Source organism: Kitasatospora sp. NPDC048365 (assembly GCF_043200835.1).
Lineage (GTDB): Bacteria > Actinomycetota > Actinomycetes > Streptomycetales > Streptomycetaceae > Kitasatospora > Kitasatospora terrestris.
On the sequence record NZ_JBICYJ010000021.1, the window covers coordinates 57,522 to 71,977 of the forward strand.

The window sequence follows — 14,456 nt, forward strand, 5'->3', positions numbered from 1 at the left end:
ATGCCGGACGGGCGACCGCTGCTGCTGCTCGACGTGGACGGGCCGCTGCGGCCGTTCAGCGGGCGGGCGTTGTTCCGGCCGCGGGGTTACCGCTCGCACCAGGTGCCGCGGGCCTCGTGGATGCGCGGTGACCCGTCGGAGCCGGAGCAGATGTGGCTGAATCCCTCGCACGGGCCGGCCCTGCTCGCCCTCCCCTACGACCTGGTCTGGTGCACCGCGTGGCGCTCCGAGGCGAACACCGGCATCGGCCCGTTCATCGGCCTGCCCGAACTCCCGGCGATCGAATGGGAGTCGATGTTCCACGGCGACCCGGACGGCCTGCACTGGAAGACCCGCCAGCTGTCCGCGTGGGCGGGCGGGCGCCCGCTGGTCTGGGTCGACGACGAGGCCGAGCCGCACGACGCCGCCTGGCTGGCGGCCCACCACCCGGCCCCCGCCCGGGTCCTGATCGTCGACCACCGCCACGGCCTGCGCCCCGCCGACTTCGCCACCCTCACCACCTGGGCCGCCGAACTCGCGGGGGGCGCCGCCCCGGGCCCGGGCGGGACGGTCACGCCGGGCTGACGGCTGCGGCGAGGGCGGTCAGGAAGCGGTCGGTGGTCGGTTCGTCGCGGACGGCGATGCGCAGCCAGTCGGGGCCGAGGCCGGGGAAGGTGTCGCCGCGGCGGACGGCGTAGCCGGCGTCGCGCAGCCGGAGGCGGACCTCGGCGGCGTCGGGGAGCCGGAGCAGGACGAAGGAGGCGGCCGGTTCGCCGTGCACCCGGGCGCCGGGGACGTCGGCAAGGCCCTTGAGCAGGTGCTCGCGGTGGGCGGCGGTGAGCCGGGCGGCGTCCTCGGCCTCGGCGAGTGCCGCGGGGGTGCTGCAGGCCTCGGCGGCGGCCAGCGCGGGGGTGGAGACGGGCCAGAGCGGCTGGGCGGCGGCGAGTTCGGCGATCAGCGCGGCCGGGCCGAGGACGTAGCCGATCCGGAGTCCGGCGAGTCCCCAGGTCTTGGTGAGGCTGCGCAGGACGACGACCTGCCCGGGCAGGTCGCGGGTCTCGGCGAGTGAGGCGGGTTCGCCGGGGACGGCGTCCATGAACGCCTCGTCGACGACCAGGGTCCGGCCGGGCCGGGCCAGTGCGGCGACGGCCTCGGCGGGGTGGAGCACCGAGGTGGGGTTGGTGGGGTTGCCGATCACCACCAGGTCGGCTTCGTCGGGTACCGCGCCGGGGGTGAGCCGGAAGCCGTCGGCGGCGTCGAGGACGACCCGGTGGACGGTGTGCCCGGCGTCCCGCAGGGCCGCTTCCGGTTCGGTGAACTGCGGGTGCACCACGGTCGCGCGGCGCGGTCGCAGCACCCGGGCGAGCAGGACGAACGCCTCGGCCGCGCCGGAGGTGAGCAGCACCTCGTCGACGGGCCGGCGGTGCCGGGCGGCGACGGCGGCGCGGGCGGCGGCGGGGTCGGGGTAGGCGGCGAGGTCGCCGAGGGTGGCGGCGAGCCGGTCACGCAGCCACTCGGGCGGGGTGCCGGTGCGGACGTTCACCGCGAGGTCGACCAGGCCGGGGGTGCGGACCTCGGCGTCGCCGTGGTGGCGCAGGTCGGGTTCGGCGGTCACGTGGGCTCTCCTGTCACGAGGGGGCCGGCCAGGGCGGCGGTGGCGTTCGCCGAGGTGTGCTTTCCGGCCAGCAGGCGGCTGCCGGGCGAGGTGGCGAGGGCGGCGGCGAGCGCGGCGGCCTCGGCGACGCTCGGGGTGCCGACGGCGGCGAGCGCGGTGGGGGAGTGTCCGGGGACGGGGACGGCGGCCAGCCGTTCGGCCGGGAAGCCGGTCAGCGGGACGCCCAACGCGCGGGCGGCGGCGAGCAGTCCGGGTTCGGCGGTCTTGGCGTCCAGGGTGGCGAGCAGTGCGACCGCGTCGCGTCGCAGGCCCGCCGAGGTGAGCACGGTGTCGATCAGCCGGAGCACCTCCGCGCCGTCCGTGCCCCGGCGTGCGCCGACGCCGACGGCCACCCGCAGCTCCACCCGATCTTCCTTCCGCACCGCGCCCCGAGGGCCCGTCGATCCCACCACGGGCGTGCTGAGCAGGTCAATCGGGGCGGCTGTGACCTGTGTTACCGCCGGTCACCCGCCCGTAACCGGAGTGCCACGACCGTTCGCCCGCTCTTCACTCTTCCGGTCGGGACGCGTCCACCGGCCCGCCCCTAGGGTTACGGCCGCTCCACCACGCACTGTCACCTTCCCTCGCCAGGAGGACAGCAATGACCGCCGTTCAGGCCCCCAAGCGCGCCAAGCGCACCCTCACCGCGATCGCCAGCTCGGTCGCGCTCGCCGCCGGCTCGCTCGGTATCTGGGCCGCCACCGGCACCGCCGCCCACGCCGCGACCCTGCCGACCCCCGACCACATCGTGGTCGTGGTGATGGAGAACCACGCCTACACCCAGGTGATCGGCAGCTCCAGCGCCCCGTACATCAACAACACCCTCAAGGCGGGTGGCGCCAACCTCACCCAGTCGTACGGCCTGACCCACCCGTCGGAGCCGAACTACTACATGCTGTTCTCCGGCTCCAACCAGGGCCGCACCGACGACAGCTGCGTCTCCGTCGGCTCGATGTCCGCGCCGAACCTCGGCTCCGAGCTGATTGCCGCCGGCAAGACCTGGGGCAGCTACAACGAGGGCCTGCCGTCGCAGGGCTCGACCGTCTGCTCCAGCGGCAAGTACGCGCAGAAGCACAACCCGTGGTTCGGCTTCAACAACGTGCCGACCAGCACCGCCAAGACCATGACGCAGTTCCCGACCGACTTCACCACCCTGCCGAAGGTCTCCTTCGTGGTGCCCGACCTGTGCAACGACATGCACGACTGCTCGGTCGGCACCGGCGACACCTGGATCAAGAACAAGCTGGGCGCGTACGCCACCTGGGCGCAGACCCACAACTCGATGCTGGTCGTCACCTTCGACGAGGACAACCGGCTGTCCGGCAACCGCATCCCCACCGTCTTCTACGGTCAGCACGTGACCCCGGGCAGCTCCACCGCCACCACCTACAACCACTACAACGTGCTGCGCACCCTGGAGGACCTGGCCGGCCTGTCCGCCCACGCGGGCAACGCCGCCACCGCCTCCGACATCACCGGCATCTGGAACTGACGCCGGATGTACCTCGCGGACGCTCGTGATTCCAAGCGCCGCAGCACCACGGCCGCTGCCCCGGACACCCGTCCGGGGCGGCGCGCCGCCGCGGTCCCCGGCACCGTCGTCGCCCTCGGCGCGGTCAGCCTGGTCACCGACGTCTCCTCGGAGATGGTCAGCGCGGTGCTGCCGCTGTACGTGGTCGCCGGTCTCGGCCTCTCCCCGCTCGGCTTCGGCCTGCTGGACGGCATCAACAACGGCGCCGCCGCCCTGGTCCGGCTGCTCGGCGGGCACCTCGCCGACCGCGGCGGGCGCGGCCACAAGCTGGTCGCCGGCTTCGGCTACGGCCTGTCCGCCGTCTGCAAGCCGCTCCTCCTCCTGGCCCACACCCTCCCGCTGATCGGCGCCGTGCTGGCCGTCGACCGCACCGGCAAGGGCCTGCGCACCGCACCCCGCGACGCGCTGATCTCCCTCGCCACCGCCCCCGAGCACCGCGGCCGCGCCTTCGGCGTGCACCGCGCGATGGACACCACCGGCGCCCTGATCGGCCCGCTGGTCGCCTTCGCGATCCTGCGCGCCACCGTGGACGGCTACGACGCGGTCTTCGCCGTCAGCGGCTGCATCGCGCTGCTCGGCGTGCTGCTGCTGGTCCTCTTCGTACCCGGCCGGGCCCGCGAGGAGGCGCCGGCCGTCCGGCCGAGCCTGCGCGACTCGCTGGTCCTGCTGCGGCTGCCCGCGCTGCGCCGGCTCACCCTGTGCGCCGTGCTGCTCGGCCTGACCACCGTCAGCGACGCCTTCCTCTACCTGCTGATCCAGCGCCGGCTCGGGCTGTCCTCGCACCTGTTCCCGCTGCTGCCGCTGGGCACCGCCGCGGTCTTCCTGCTGCTCGCCGTGCCGATGGGCCTGCTCGCCGACCGGATCGGCCGCCGGGTGCTCTTCCTGGCCGGCCACGGCGCCCTGCTGGGCGGCTACGCGCTGGTCCTCGCCGCGCCCGGGACCGGGCTGATCCCGGTGATCCTGCTGCTGCACGGCACCTTCTACGCCGCCACCGACGGCGTCCTCGCCGCCGCCACCGCCGGCACCGTCCCCGCCGAGCACCAGGGCGCCGGACAGGCCCTGGTCGGCACCGGCCAGGCGCTCGCCCGGTTCGCCTGCTCGCTCGCCTTCGGCGCCCTGTGGGCCTCCCTCGGCGGCAGCACCGCCCTCGCGATCGCCGCCGGCGCACTCACCGTCAGCGCCCTGGTCGCCACCCGTTTCCTCCGCACCGACGACGAGGTGTCCACCGCATGACACGCACCGCCCGCCTGCTCACCCTGCTGCTCGCCGTCGTCCTGCTCGGCGGCGTCGGCACCGGAGCCGTCCTGTACGCCGCGGACCGCAGCGGCAAGAAGGACCAGGAGCAGGCCGGCGGTCCGCCGGTCCACCCCGGCGCCGTCGACCTCGACCCGGGCCACGGGCAACTGGTCTTCCGCAACCTGGCCTGGGGCCCGCACCGCGACGAGATCACCACCGTTCCCGCCGACCACCCGGACGCGCCGCGCACCTCCTCCGGCCTCAAGTGCCTGCGCTTCCACGCCGCCGCCGGCACCGGCATCTGCCTGCAGGCCGAGCACGGCGCCCTGGAGGACACCTACCGCACCGTCGTCCTCGACGACCACCTGCGCGAGAAGCACGCCTTCCCCGCCGCCGGCATCCCGACCCGCGCCCGGGTCTCGCCCTCCGGCCACCTCGCCGCCTGGACCGTCTTCGTCAGCGGCGACTCCTACGCCGGCACCGACTTCTCCACCCGCACCGCGATCGTCGACACCCGCGACTGGCACCTCGAGGACAACCTGGAGACCTTCGCCGTGGTCAAGGACGGCCACCCGTACCGGGCCTCCGACGTCAACATCTGGGGCGTCACCTTCGCCGACGACAACCGGTTCTACGCCACCGTCGCCACCGGCGGGCAGACCTACCTCGTCCAGGGCGACCTCGCCGCGCGCACCCTCACCACGCTGCACCAGAACGTGGAGTGCCCCTCGCTCTCGCCGGACGGCACCCGGGTCGCCTACAAGAAGCGCGTCGCCGACGCCTCCCCGGACGCGCCCTGGCGGCTGTACGTCCTCGACCTCGCCACCATGACCGAGACCGCCACCGCCGAGCAGCGCAACATCGACGACCAGGCCCTGTGGGCCGACGGCGCGACGCTGGTCTACTCCCTGCCCGGCGAGTACGGCGCCGACCTCTGGACCGTCCCGGCCGACGGCACCGGAGCCCCCGCCACCCTCACGGTCTCCGCCGTGGCCCCCGCCTACCTGCGCTGAGCGCCGTCCGGCGCGCGGCGCCGAACCCTGGTGGCGGTCGGGCGGCGGTGCCATCATGGGCCGTTCGTTCGATCAGGGAGGGTCGCGATGGAGCCCGATGTGCTGCTGGCGGGGGAGCGGGTGCTGTGGGCCGGTGCGCCGCGGCAGGCGGGTGCGGCGCGTCGCCGGTGGGCGCGGGCGGTGCCCCTGGTGCTCGCGTGTGCCGGTGCGGTGGGGTTCGCCGTCCTCGTGCTGTCGGGTCCGTTGCCGGGGCAGGCCAGGCTCGGGCTGAGCGTGTTCGCGGTGGCCTCGTTGATCTCGCTGATGCCGATGGTGCGCGCGGTGTTCCCGGGCGGCACCGAGTCGTACCGGATCACCGACAGCCGCCTGGTGGCCGTGACCGGGACGCAGGTCCGCTCCTGGTGGCTCGACCGGCTGCCCGACCCGGTGGTGGTCGGTGACGCGCTGTCGTTCGCCCCGGCCGGGGCGGGCCGCCACCTGGGCCCCGCCTGGCCGGTGCTGGGCGGGCTGGCCGATCCGCAGGCCGCGCAGCGGATCCTGCTCGACGCCCGCCGCGACCTGTCGGCGCGTCAGCCGGTCCCGTCGCCCGCCGGGGTCGAGCTGCCCCCGGGGCTGACCCTGGCGTCCGGGGAGCGGCCGCTGCTGGTGGCGCGTCCGCTGCGGCTGCGCTGGTGGTACGGCGAGGCGGAGGTGTGGGCGGCGGCGGCCGGGGTGGTCGCCGGGGTGGCGATCCTGCTGTTCGGCACGACCGCTCCGGGGCCGTTCCTCCTGTTCACGGCCCTGCTCGCGGGCTTCGCGGGACTCGGGCCGACGGTGGTGGTGCCGGGGCGCCGGCGTCGGCAGCTGACCCGCACCCACTATGTGGTGACGGACCGCCGGGTGCTCACCTGGGCGGGCGGCGTCCTGGTCCGGGCCACCGAGCTGGCGCGGCTCGGCCCGCCGGTGGTGCTGGACGGCCGGGTGCTGCTGGAGCCGGTCGTGCCCGGGCCGACGGTGCGCCGCCGGGGCAGCGACCCGCTGGCCGAGCGGGGCGGCCACTCGCTCACCGGCCTGGCCGATCCCCGGCGGGTGGCCGACCTCGTCGCGGCCGCGCAGCTCGCCGACCGCTCGGTGCCGCCGCCGCCCGCCCCGCCCCGCTCGAAGCCCGAGCCCTGGGCCACCTGGTAGCGCCGGCGGGGGGCGGGCCGGCGGGCCTCAGGGGCCGCCGAGCAGGTCCTCGCGGCGCTCGCGCCAGCGCTCCAGCAGTTGCGGCAACTCCTCGCGCAGGAAGGCGAAGAAGGCCAGCGACTCGGCGAGCCGGGCGCCGGCGGGCGTCCCGGGGCCGAGCACCTCGATGCCCTCGCGCAGGCTGCCCTCCCACCGGGTGAGCGCCTGGTCGCGGCTGACGGTCGCCTCGTACCAGGCGTTCTCGTGCACCCGGTAGCGGTCCCGCCGGGAGCCGGCTTCGCGCTCGCGGCTGACCAGGTTGACCTGGGTGAGGTACCGGACCGCGCCGGAGACCGCGGCGGGGCTGACCCGGAGGCGGTCGGCGAGCTCCGCGGCGGTCAGGCGCCCGGTGTCGGCGGCGAGCAGGGCGGTGAAGATCCGGGCGGGCATCCGGGGGAAGCCGGCGTCGGTGAGGACGCCCGCGAAGCGCTCGATGAACCCGTCCACCGCCGCCTCGTCCCGCTGCACCGCCGCGCCTCCCACTGCCGTTCCTCCTGCCACCGCCGTCCCGGCATCCTATCGGCGGCTTCGCAAGATCCACGGATTTCAGCAACTTCACGAATCTGTGAACCAAGAGTACGGTCGTGCCATGACGACCGCCATCTCGGTGACCGGCCTGGTGAAGACCTTCGGCCGGACGCGTGCGCTCGACGGGCTCGACCTGACCGTCGCCCGGGGCGAGGTCCACGGCTTCCTCGGGCCGAACGGCGCGGGCAAGTCCACCACCATCCGCGCCCTGCTCGGCCTGCTGCGCGTCGACGCCGGCCGGGCCTCCCTGCTCGGCGGCGACCCCTGGCGCGACGCGGTCGCCCTGCACCGGCGCCTGGCGTACGTGCCCGGCGACGTCACCCTGTGGCGCAACCTGACCGGCGGCGAGGCGGTCGACCTGCTGCTGCGCGTGCGCGGGGTACGGGAGCCGTCCCCGGCCCGGCGCGCCGAGCTGCTGGACCGCTTCGAGCTCGACCCCACCAAGAAGGGCCGCGCCTACTCCAAGGGCAACCGGCAGAAGGTCGCGCTGGTGGCGGCCTTCGCGGCCGACGCCGAGCTGCTGATCCTGGACGAGCCGACCTCCGGCCTGGACCCGCTGATGGAGGAGGTGTTCCGCGACTGCGTCCGGGAGGCCACGGAGCGCGGCGCGACCGTCCTGCTCTCCAGCCACCTGCTGACCGAGGTCGAGGCGCTGTGCGACCGGGTGTCCATCGTCCGGGCGGGCCGCACCGTCGAGACCGGCACCCTGACCGAGCTGCGGCACCTCACCCGGACCGCCGTCGTCGCCGAACTCGCCACCGCCCCGCCGCCGTTGCCGTTCGCCCACGACGTCCGCACCGAGGCCCTGGCCGACGGGGCCCGGCTCAGCTGCCAGGTCGACGCCGACCGGCTCGACGAGCTGCTGCGGGCGCTGACCGCCGCCGGGGTGCGCAGCCTGACCAGCCGCCCGCCCACCCTGGAGGAGCTGTTCCTGCGCCACTACGAGCCCGCCGCCCCCGCGGCGGTGGCCCGGTGAACGGCACGGCGGGTACCGGCACCCTGCTCCGCCTCGCGCTGCGCCGGGACCGGATCGCCCTGCCGCTCTGGGTCTACGCCCTCGCCGCGATGGCGGTCTCCACCGCCTTCTCCTTCCGCTCGCTGTACGGCACCGAGCAGGCCCGCCGCACCTTCGCCGCGGGCATCACCGCCAACGGCTCGCTGCGCGCCCTGTACGGGCCGGTGTTCGACGCGGGCAGCGTCGGCGGGCTGACCGCCTGGCGGATGGGCGTCTTCGGCGCGGTGCTCGCCGGTCTGATGTCGGCGCTGCTGGTGGTCCGGCACACCCGGGCCGAGGAGGAGGACGGCCGGCTGGAGCTGATCGGCGCCGGCGCGGTCGGCCGCCGGGCCCCGCTGACCGCCGCCCTGCTGGCGGCGCTGATCGCCGACCTCGCGGTGGCCGCCCTGGTCGCCCTCGGACTGCTCGCGGCCGGCCAACGTCCTTCCGGCGCCGTCGCGTTCGGCCTCGCGCTGGCCGCGACCGGACTGGTCTTCGGGGCCGTCGCCGCGCTCGCCGCCCAGCTCACCGCGACCGGGCGGGCCGCCAACGGCCTCGCCGGCGCCGCACTCGGCGCTGCCTTCGCCCTGCGCGCGATCGGGGACGCCGACTCCGCCGCCTCCTGGGCGAGCTGGCTGTCCCCGATCGGCTGGGCCGAGCAGCTGCGCCCGTACGGCGGCGACCGCTGGTGGGTGCTGGCCCTCCCGCTCGCGCTGACCGCGGCACTGACCGCCGCCGCGTACGCCCTCGCCGACCGCCGCGACCTCGGCGCCGGGCTGCTCCCGCAGCGCCCCGGACCGGCGGCCGCGGCGCCGGGCCTGGACGGCCAGGCCGCGCTGGCCCGCCGACTGCAGCGCGGGGCGCTGCTGGGCTGGTGCGCGGGCTTCGCCCTGGCCGGCGCGGTGTTCGGCGGGGTGGCGAAGGGCGTGGTCGACCTGGTCGCCGGGAACGACCAGCTCGCCGACCTGATGGCCAGGCTGGGTGGACGCCAGGAGGCGCTGGACGCCTACCTCGCCTCGATCGTCAACCTGTTCGGCCTGGTCGCGGCGGGCTACGCCGTCCAGGCGGTGCTGCGGCTGCGCGCCGAGGAGGTCGGGGGCCGGGCCGAACCGGTGCTGGCCGGTGCGGTCTCCCGGCTGCGCTGGGCCGCCGGGCACCTGCTCTTCCCGCTGCTCGGCACGGCCGTGCTGCTGGCGGTCGCCGGGCTGTCCGCCGGGCTGTCCGTCCGGGCCGTCGTCGGCGGTGAGCCGCTGCGGCTGCTGGGCGCGGCGCTGGCGCAGCTCCCGGCGGTGTGGCTGACCGCGGCCGCGGCGCTGGCCCTGTACGGCCTGCTGCCGCAGTGGACCGCGGCGGGCTGGGGCGTACTGGGCGGCTTCGTCCTGATCGCCTGGCTCGGTCCGATCCTGCGCCTGGACGCCCGGGTGCTCGACCTCTCGCCGTTCACCCACACCCCGCACCTGCCGGGCGGCCCACTGAGCGCGACGCCGCTGCTCTGGCTGACCGCGCTCGCCGCCGCCCTGGCCGCCGCCGGCCTGGCCGGACTGGCCCGCCGCGACCTGGGCTGACCCCGGCCGGGCCCGGTCGCGACCGGGCCCGGCCGGGGTCAGGCGGTGCCCGCCACGGTGATCGAAGGCTCGTGGTGCACCGGGAAGTTGACCGAGGCGGCGATGAAGCAGGCGTCCCGGGCCGGGCCGTGCAGCGCGAGCGCGCGCTCGCGCATCGACTCCTCGGCGATCTCGATGCGCGGCCGCAGCACCGCCTCGGTGAAGTGCCCGCCGCCGCCCGCGACCACCATCGTCGCGGCGGCGTCGTCCACGTACGAGGTGACCACCACGCCGTTCACGGCGCACTGGTGCAGGTACGACATCATGTGGCACTGGGAGAGCGCCGCGAGCAGCAGCTGCTCGGGGTTCCACCGGGCCGGGTCGCCGCGGAAGGTCGGGTCGGCGCTGCCGAGGATCGGCGGGACACCGGCCGCGGTGATGTCGTGCGCCCGCTCGTAGCTGCGGTAACTGTCGGTCCCGGTACCGGTGTTGCCGGTCCAGGTGACGCGGACGTCGTAGTGGTGCGGCTTGGGCATGGCGGTCACTCCGAGTCGTCGTTGGTCGATGCTGCGGTGGTGCGGTGCGCGGTGCCGGTGTCCAGGACGTGCCGGCGGGCCGCCGCCTGGGCGGCGGCCGGGTCGCCGGCACGGATCGCGGCGAGCAGCTCGCGGTGCTGGTCGTCGACCAGTCCGGTACGGCCCGGCGGGGTCAGCGAGGTGCGGGTGGAGACCTGCAGCCGGTCCCACAGCCGGTCCAGGGTGTGCAGGGCGATCGGGTTGGCGGCCAGCTCGGCGATCCGCCGGTGGAAGCGGCGGTTGAGCCGGACCGCCTCGGTGAGCCGGCCCTCGGCGGTGGCCCGGTGGGTGCGGTCGGCGAGCGCGTCCAGGTCGTCCAGGTCGGCGGGGGCGAGCCGGCCGGCGCGCTGCCGCTCGGCGGCGAGCTCGGCGGCCAGCCCCTCCAGCGCGGCCCGGACCCGGTAGCTGTGCTCCAGCGCCTCCGTGTCCAGCGCGACCACCCGGACACCCCGCCCGGCGGCCTCCACCAGCCCGTCGGCGGCGAGCGCCCGGAACGCCTCCCGGACCGGGGTGCGGCTCATCTCCAGCGTGGCCGCGACCTCCAGCTCGGTCAGCCGGGCACCCGGCGGGTACCCGCCGTCCAGGATCAGCTCGCGCAGGCGGGCGTGCGCCGTCTCGGTCTGCATGGACGCCATCGTATGCACTGCATGCATTGCATGCAATGAACGCTCCGCTATCCATTGGTTGACCCGGAGGAGGACCGGCTATATTCGCGCAGCCGACGAACTGTTCCGTACCAGGGGGGACCCGCCATGCTGCCCGACCCGGAGCCGACCCCGCCCGCGGAGCCGTCGCCCGCCCCGCCCGCGGACCCGACCCCGGTCCCGTCCGCGGACCCGACTCCTCCGGCCGACCCGACGCCCCCCGCGGCCGACTGGGCCGCGCCGACGCCGTCGTTCCCCGATCCGGCCCCGTCGCCGTTCGGCACGACCCCGCCCTCCCCGTACGACGCCTCCCCGTACGACGCCTACCCGCAGGCGTCCGCCCCGGCCTACCCCGGCGGCGCCCCGGCGTACCCGCCCTACCAGGTCGGCGGCCCCGGCACCCCGCCCCCGCCCCTGAACCCGTGGGCGGGCGGCCAGCCGCAGCCGTACCCGGGCTACCCCGGCTACCCGGGCGGTTGGCAGCAGCCCCTCGACCCGGGCTGGAACGGCTACGCGATCACCTCCTTCGTGATGGGCGTCTTCGGCTTCGCCTGCCTGCTCTTCCTCGGCGGTATCGGCTTCGGCATCGCCGCGCTCGGCGCGATCAAGCGCACCGGCCAGCGCGGCAAGGGCCTGGCGGTCGCGGGCATCGTGCTGTCCTCGATCTGGGCGGTCCTGATCGCCATCGGGGTCGGCGCCGCGATCGTCGAGGACAGCCGCAACCCGGACGCGTTCCCGCCCTCGACCCGGTCGGCAGGCCCGCAGAGCGCCTTCGACCTGGACAGCGGCGAGTGCTTCGACCGCACCGGCAGCACCACCGGCGTCTCGGTCCGCATCGTCCCCTGCAGCCAGCGGCACTACGGCGAGGTGTACTGGACCTTCACCCTCAACGGCACGGCCGACTACCCGGGCGACAACTGGGTGACCTCCGGCGCCGACCTGGAGTGCGACCGCAAGCAGGACGACTACGCCATGGACAGCTGGGCCATCCCCTCCACCGTCTCCGTCCACTACTTTTACCCCGACGAGCGCAACTGGAAGCGCACCGGCGGCAACCGCGCGGTCTGCTTCTTCGTCGACGACAACGGCCCGACCACCGGCTCGCTGCGCAACGACCGGCTGAACCTCAACGCCGAGCAGGTCGGCTACCTCTCCGCGGTCAACCCGTTCAACCGGGTCTGGGCGAACGGCCCCGACGAGGAGGAGGTCGCCGACGACCCCGACGGCTACCGCCGCTGGGCCGACAACGTCTCCGACGCGGTCACCATCGAGATCGCCAAGCTCGAAGGGGTCAGCTGGAGCTCCTCCGCCAAGCAGCCGGTGGCCGACCTGATCGCCGAGTGCCGCGAGATGAAGAAGCACCTGGAGGCCGCCCGCACCGCCAAGGACGCCGCCGCCATCGAGAACGAACTGGTCGAGGCCTCCCGCCACGTCGGCGGCGCCAAGGCCAAGGCCGCCCGCGCCGCCCTCGGCCTCGCCACCACCGACCTCTACGACTCGGAGACCGCCCACCCCACCACCGGCGAGGCCCCCAAGCCCGCCTGAGCCTCGGCGGGCAGGGCTCAGAGCCGCTCGGCCGCCGCTCGGACGAGGCGGGTGGCGGTGTGGGGGGTGCTGGCCCAGTGGAGGTGGAGGTAGGAGGCGTGGACCGCGCCCTGGGTGAAGCCCTCGGTGACGGGGCCGGTGGGGGTGCGCCAGCCCCAGGCGGGGTGGTCGCCGGCGCCGGGGTCGGTGACGGTGCGGTGGAACTCGTGGCCGCGTACCCGGGTGCCGGTGGCGGCGAGCGGGCTGTCGGTGAGGGCGACGGCCTCGCGGTAGCCGAGGGTGAGCCGGCCGCTCATCCGGGCCGCGGTGTCGAGTACGCCGCACATCGGTTTTCCGTCCAACTCCTGGCCCAGGTAGAGGAGTCCGGCGCATTCGGCGACCACCGGCGCGCCGGAGCGGGCGAGTTCGGCGATGGCTGTGCGCAGGGGCGCGTTCTCGCTGAGTTCGCCGACGTAGAGTTCGGGGAAGCCGCCGCCGATCACCAACGCGGCGGTGTCGGCGGGCAGTTCGGTGTCGCGCAGCGGGTCGAAGGTGACGACGTCGGCGCCGGCGGCGGTGAGCAGTTCGGCGTTCTCGGCGTAGGAGAAGGAGAATGCCGCGCCGCCGGCGAGGGCGATCCGGGGCCGGGGGCCGGTGGGCGGTTCGACCTCGGTGGCCGGGTCCCAGGGCTCGGCGGCGAGCGGGGGCGCGGTGCGGGCGAGGGCGAGGACGGCGTCCAGGTCGACGGAGGCGGCGATGAGTTCGCCCATGTCGGTGACGGCGCGGAGGGCTTCGGCGGAGCGTTCGACGGCGGGGATCAGGCCGAGGTGGCGGGAGGGGGTGGCGACCTGTTCGGCGCGGCGGACGGCGCCGAGCACGGGCACCCCGGAGCCTTCCTCCAGGGCTTCGCGCAGCAGGTGTTCGTGCCGGTCGGAGGCGACCCGGTTGAGGATGACGCCGGCGAGGCGCACCTCCGGGTCCCAGGAGGCGAAGCCGTGGACGAGGGCGGCGACCGAGCGGGACTGCGAGGAGGCGTCGACGACCAGCACCACGGGGGCCCTGAGCAGCTTGGCGACCTGTGCGGTGGACGCCAACTCGCCCTGCCCGGCGGCTCCGTCGTACAGGCCCATGACCCCTTCGACCACCGCGACGTCGGCGCCGGCGGCGCCGTGCAGGAAGAGCGGGGCGATCCGCTCGGTCCCGCACATGTAGGAGTCGAGGTTGCGGCCGGGCCGGCCGGCGGCCAGCGCGTGGTAGCCGGGGTCGATGTAGTCCGGGCCGACCTTGTGCGGCGAGACCTTCAGTCCGCGTGATCGGAGGGCCGCCATCAGGCCGGTGGCGACGGTGGTCTTGCCCGCGCCGGAGGAGGGCGCGGCGATCACGAGGCGGGGGATGCTGCTCAACGGGTTCAACGAACTACCACTCGATACCGCGCTGGCCCTTGCGGCCGGCGTCCATGGGGTGCTTGACCTTGGTCATCTCGGTGACCAGGTCGGCGTAGTCGGTGAGCGCCTCGGGCGCGTACCGGCCGGTGATCACCACGTGCTGGCTGCCGGGGCGGTCCTTGAGGACGGCGACGACCTCGTCGGCGTCGATCCACCCCCAGTGCATCGGGTAGGTGAACTCGTCGAGCACGTAGAAGCGGTAGGTCTCGGCGGCGAGGTCGCGCTTGACCTGCTCCCAGCCCTCCTTGGCGGCTTCCTCGCTGGACATCTCGGCCTCGCTGGTGCGCTGGATCCAGGACCAGCCGGAGCCCATCTTGTGCCAGTCGACGGTGCCGCCCTCGCCGGAGGCGCCGAGCACGCGCAGCGCGTTCTCCTCGCCGACCTTCCACTTGGCGGACTTGACGAACTGGAACACCCCGACCGGCCAGCCCTGGTTCCAGGCCCGCAGCGCCATCCCGAAGGCGGCGGTGGACTTGCCCTTGCCGGGGCCGGTGTGCACGGCGGTGATCGGCAGCGTGCGGCGCTGGCGGGTCGTCAGGCCGTCGTCGGGGACGTTCTCGGCAACACCCTTGGGCATAGCGGA

General features: G+C 75.2%; 15 protein-coding genes. 8 read left to right on the forward strand and 7 right to left on the reverse strand.

Going from position 1 to position 14,456, the window contains the following annotated elements; translation table 11 throughout:
- Positions 1 to 564 (forward strand): hypothetical protein, encoded by a 564-nt coding sequence (locus tag ACGFX4_RS21975; protein ID WP_393076937.1) that lies wholly within the window; start codon positions 1 to 3, stop codon positions 562 to 564.
- Here ACGFX4_RS21975 and cobC read toward each other — a convergent pair.
- The gene (gene cobC / locus ACGFX4_RS21980) at positions 551 to 1,594 is read right to left on the reverse strand and encodes an Rv2231c family pyridoxal phosphate-dependent protein CobC (RefSeq protein WP_393076940.1); all 1,044 of its coding nucleotides are present in this window, start codon (positions 1,592 to 1,594) and stop codon (positions 551 to 553) included. The genes ACGFX4_RS21975 and cobC overlap by 14 nt on opposite strands.
- Positions 1,591 to 1,998, reverse strand: a complete 408-nt coding sequence (locus tag ACGFX4_RS21985) for a cobalamin biosynthesis protein (protein WP_393076943.1) — start codon at positions 1,996 to 1,998, stop codon at positions 1,591 to 1,593. The genes cobC and ACGFX4_RS21985 overlap by 4 nt, the downstream gene beginning before the upstream one ends.
- 236 nt (positions 1,999 to 2,234) lie before the next feature.
- Between ACGFX4_RS21985 and ACGFX4_RS21990 the strand changes: the two genes are divergently transcribed.
- From ACGFX4_RS21990 to ACGFX4_RS22005, 4 genes are all read left to right on the forward strand, one after another.
- Positions 2,235 to 3,125, forward strand: coding sequence for an alkaline phosphatase family protein (locus ACGFX4_RS21990; protein ID WP_393076945.1), 891 nt, complete (start codon positions 2,235 to 2,237; stop codon positions 3,123 to 3,125).
- A 6-nt stretch (positions 3,126 to 3,131) separates the two neighbouring features.
- The gene (locus tag ACGFX4_RS21995) at positions 3,132 to 4,397 is read left to right on the forward strand and encodes an MFS transporter (RefSeq protein ID WP_393076948.1); all 1,266 of its coding nucleotides are present in this window, start codon (positions 3,132 to 3,134) and stop codon (positions 4,395 to 4,397) included.
- A complete protein-coding gene (locus ACGFX4_RS22000; RefSeq protein WP_393076950.1) occupies positions 4,394 to 5,413 on the forward strand; it encodes a TolB family protein in 1,020 nt (339 codons plus the stop codon). The genes ACGFX4_RS21995 and ACGFX4_RS22000 overlap by 4 nt, the downstream gene beginning before the upstream one ends.
- Positions 5,414 to 5,500: 87 nt before the next feature.
- On the forward strand, positions 5,501 to 6,580 hold the full coding sequence (locus ACGFX4_RS22005; RefSeq protein ID WP_393076952.1) for a hypothetical protein: 1,080 nt from the start codon (positions 5,501 to 5,503) through the stop codon (positions 6,578 to 6,580).
- Between the two features lie 27 nt (positions 6,581 to 6,607).
- Here ACGFX4_RS22005 and ACGFX4_RS22010 read toward each other — a convergent pair whose 3' ends face one another.
- On the reverse strand, positions 6,608 to 7,102 hold the full coding sequence (locus tag ACGFX4_RS22010; RefSeq protein WP_393076955.1) for a GbsR/MarR family transcriptional regulator: 495 nt from the start codon (positions 7,100 to 7,102) through the stop codon (positions 6,608 to 6,610).
- Between the two features lie 106 nt (positions 7,103 to 7,208).
- Here ACGFX4_RS22010 and ACGFX4_RS22015 point away from each other — a divergent pair, with 106 nt between their 5' ends.
- Together ACGFX4_RS22015 and ACGFX4_RS22020 are read left to right on the forward strand one after the other, a co-directional pair.
- Positions 7,209 to 8,123 carry an ATP-binding cassette domain-containing protein gene (locus ACGFX4_RS22015; protein WP_393076957.1) on the forward strand — a complete coding sequence of 305 codons (915 nt, stop codon included), beginning with the start codon at positions 7,209 to 7,211 and terminating at the stop codon, positions 8,121 to 8,123.
- Positions 8,120 to 9,706 carry an ABC transporter permease gene (locus tag ACGFX4_RS22020; RefSeq protein ID WP_393076960.1) on the forward strand — a complete coding sequence of 529 codons (1,587 nt, stop codon included), beginning with the start codon at positions 8,120 to 8,122 and terminating at the stop codon, positions 9,704 to 9,706. The genes ACGFX4_RS22015 and ACGFX4_RS22020 overlap by 4 nt, the downstream gene beginning before the upstream one ends.
- A 38-nt stretch (positions 9,707 to 9,744) precedes the next feature.
- Here ACGFX4_RS22020 and ACGFX4_RS22025 read toward each other — a convergent pair whose 3' ends face one another.
- Positions 9,745 to 10,221, reverse strand: a complete 477-nt coding sequence (locus ACGFX4_RS22025; protein ID WP_345699476.1) for an OsmC family protein — start codon at positions 10,219 to 10,221, stop codon at positions 9,745 to 9,747.
- Positions 10,222 to 10,226: 5 nt separating this feature from the next.
- A complete protein-coding gene (locus ACGFX4_RS22030) occupies positions 10,227 to 10,886 on the reverse strand; it encodes a GntR family transcriptional regulator (protein ID WP_393076963.1) in 660 nt (219 codons plus the stop codon).
- A gap of 126 nt (positions 10,887 to 11,012) precedes the next feature.
- Here ACGFX4_RS22030 and ACGFX4_RS22035 point away from each other — a divergent pair, with 126 nt between their 5' ends.
- Positions 11,013 to 12,449, forward strand: coding sequence for a DUF4190 domain-containing protein (locus ACGFX4_RS22035; protein WP_393076965.1), 1,437 nt, complete (start codon positions 11,013 to 11,015; stop codon positions 12,447 to 12,449).
- 17 nt (positions 12,450 to 12,466) lie between these two features.
- On the opposite strand, the gene ACGFX4_RS22040 is transcribed toward ACGFX4_RS22035, so the two are convergent.
- Positions 12,467 to 13,831 (reverse strand): cobyrinate a,c-diamide synthase, encoded by a 1,365-nt coding sequence (locus tag ACGFX4_RS22040; RefSeq protein ID WP_393076967.1) that lies wholly within the window; start codon positions 13,829 to 13,831, stop codon positions 12,467 to 12,469.
- Between the two features lie 13 nt (positions 13,832 to 13,844).
- On the reverse strand, positions 13,845 to 14,450 hold the full coding sequence (gene cobO / locus ACGFX4_RS22045) for a cob(I)yrinic acid a,c-diamide adenosyltransferase (protein ID WP_345699482.1): 606 nt from the start codon (positions 14,448 to 14,450) through the stop codon (positions 13,845 to 13,847).
- Between the last annotated feature and the right edge of the window lie 6 nt (positions 14,451 to 14,456).

Excerpts from the sequence above, each read along its gene's own strand:
- ACGFX4_RS21975 (WP_393076937.1), top strand. The coding sequence starts at position 1 with ATGCCGGACGGGCGACCGCTGCTGCTGCTCGACGTGGACGGGCCGCTG.
- ACGFX4_RS21990 (WP_393076945.1), top strand. The coding sequence starts at position 2,235 with ATGACCGCCGTTCAGGCCCCCAAGCGCGCCAAGCGCACCCTCACCGCG.
- ACGFX4_RS21995 (WP_393076948.1), top strand. The coding sequence starts at position 3,132 with ATGTACCTCGCGGACGCTCGTGATTCCAAGCGCCGCAGCACCACGGCC.
- ACGFX4_RS22000 (WP_393076950.1), top strand. The coding sequence starts at position 4,394 with ATGACACGCACCGCCCGCCTGCTCACCCTGCTGCTCGCCGTCGTCCTG.
- ACGFX4_RS22005 (WP_393076952.1), top strand. The coding sequence starts at position 5,501 with ATGGAGCCCGATGTGCTGCTGGCGGGGGAGCGGGTGCTGTGGGCCGGT.
- ACGFX4_RS22015 (WP_393076957.1), top strand. The coding sequence starts at position 7,209 with ATGACGACCGCCATCTCGGTGACCGGCCTGGTGAAGACCTTCGGCCGG.
- ACGFX4_RS22025 (WP_345699476.1), bottom strand. The coding sequence starts at position 10,221 with ATGCCCAAGCCGCACCACTACGACGTCCGCGTCACCTGGACCGGCAAC.
- ACGFX4_RS22030 (WP_393076963.1), bottom strand. The coding sequence starts at position 10,886 with ATGCAGACCGAGACGGCGCACGCCCGCCTGCGCGAGCTGATCCTGGAC.
- ACGFX4_RS22035 (WP_393076965.1), top strand. The coding sequence starts at position 11,013 with ATGCTGCCCGACCCGGAGCCGACCCCGCCCGCGGAGCCGTCGCCCGCC.
- cobO (WP_345699482.1), bottom strand. The coding sequence starts at position 14,450 with ATGCCCAAGGGTGTTGCCGAGAACGTCCCCGACGACGGCCTGACGACC.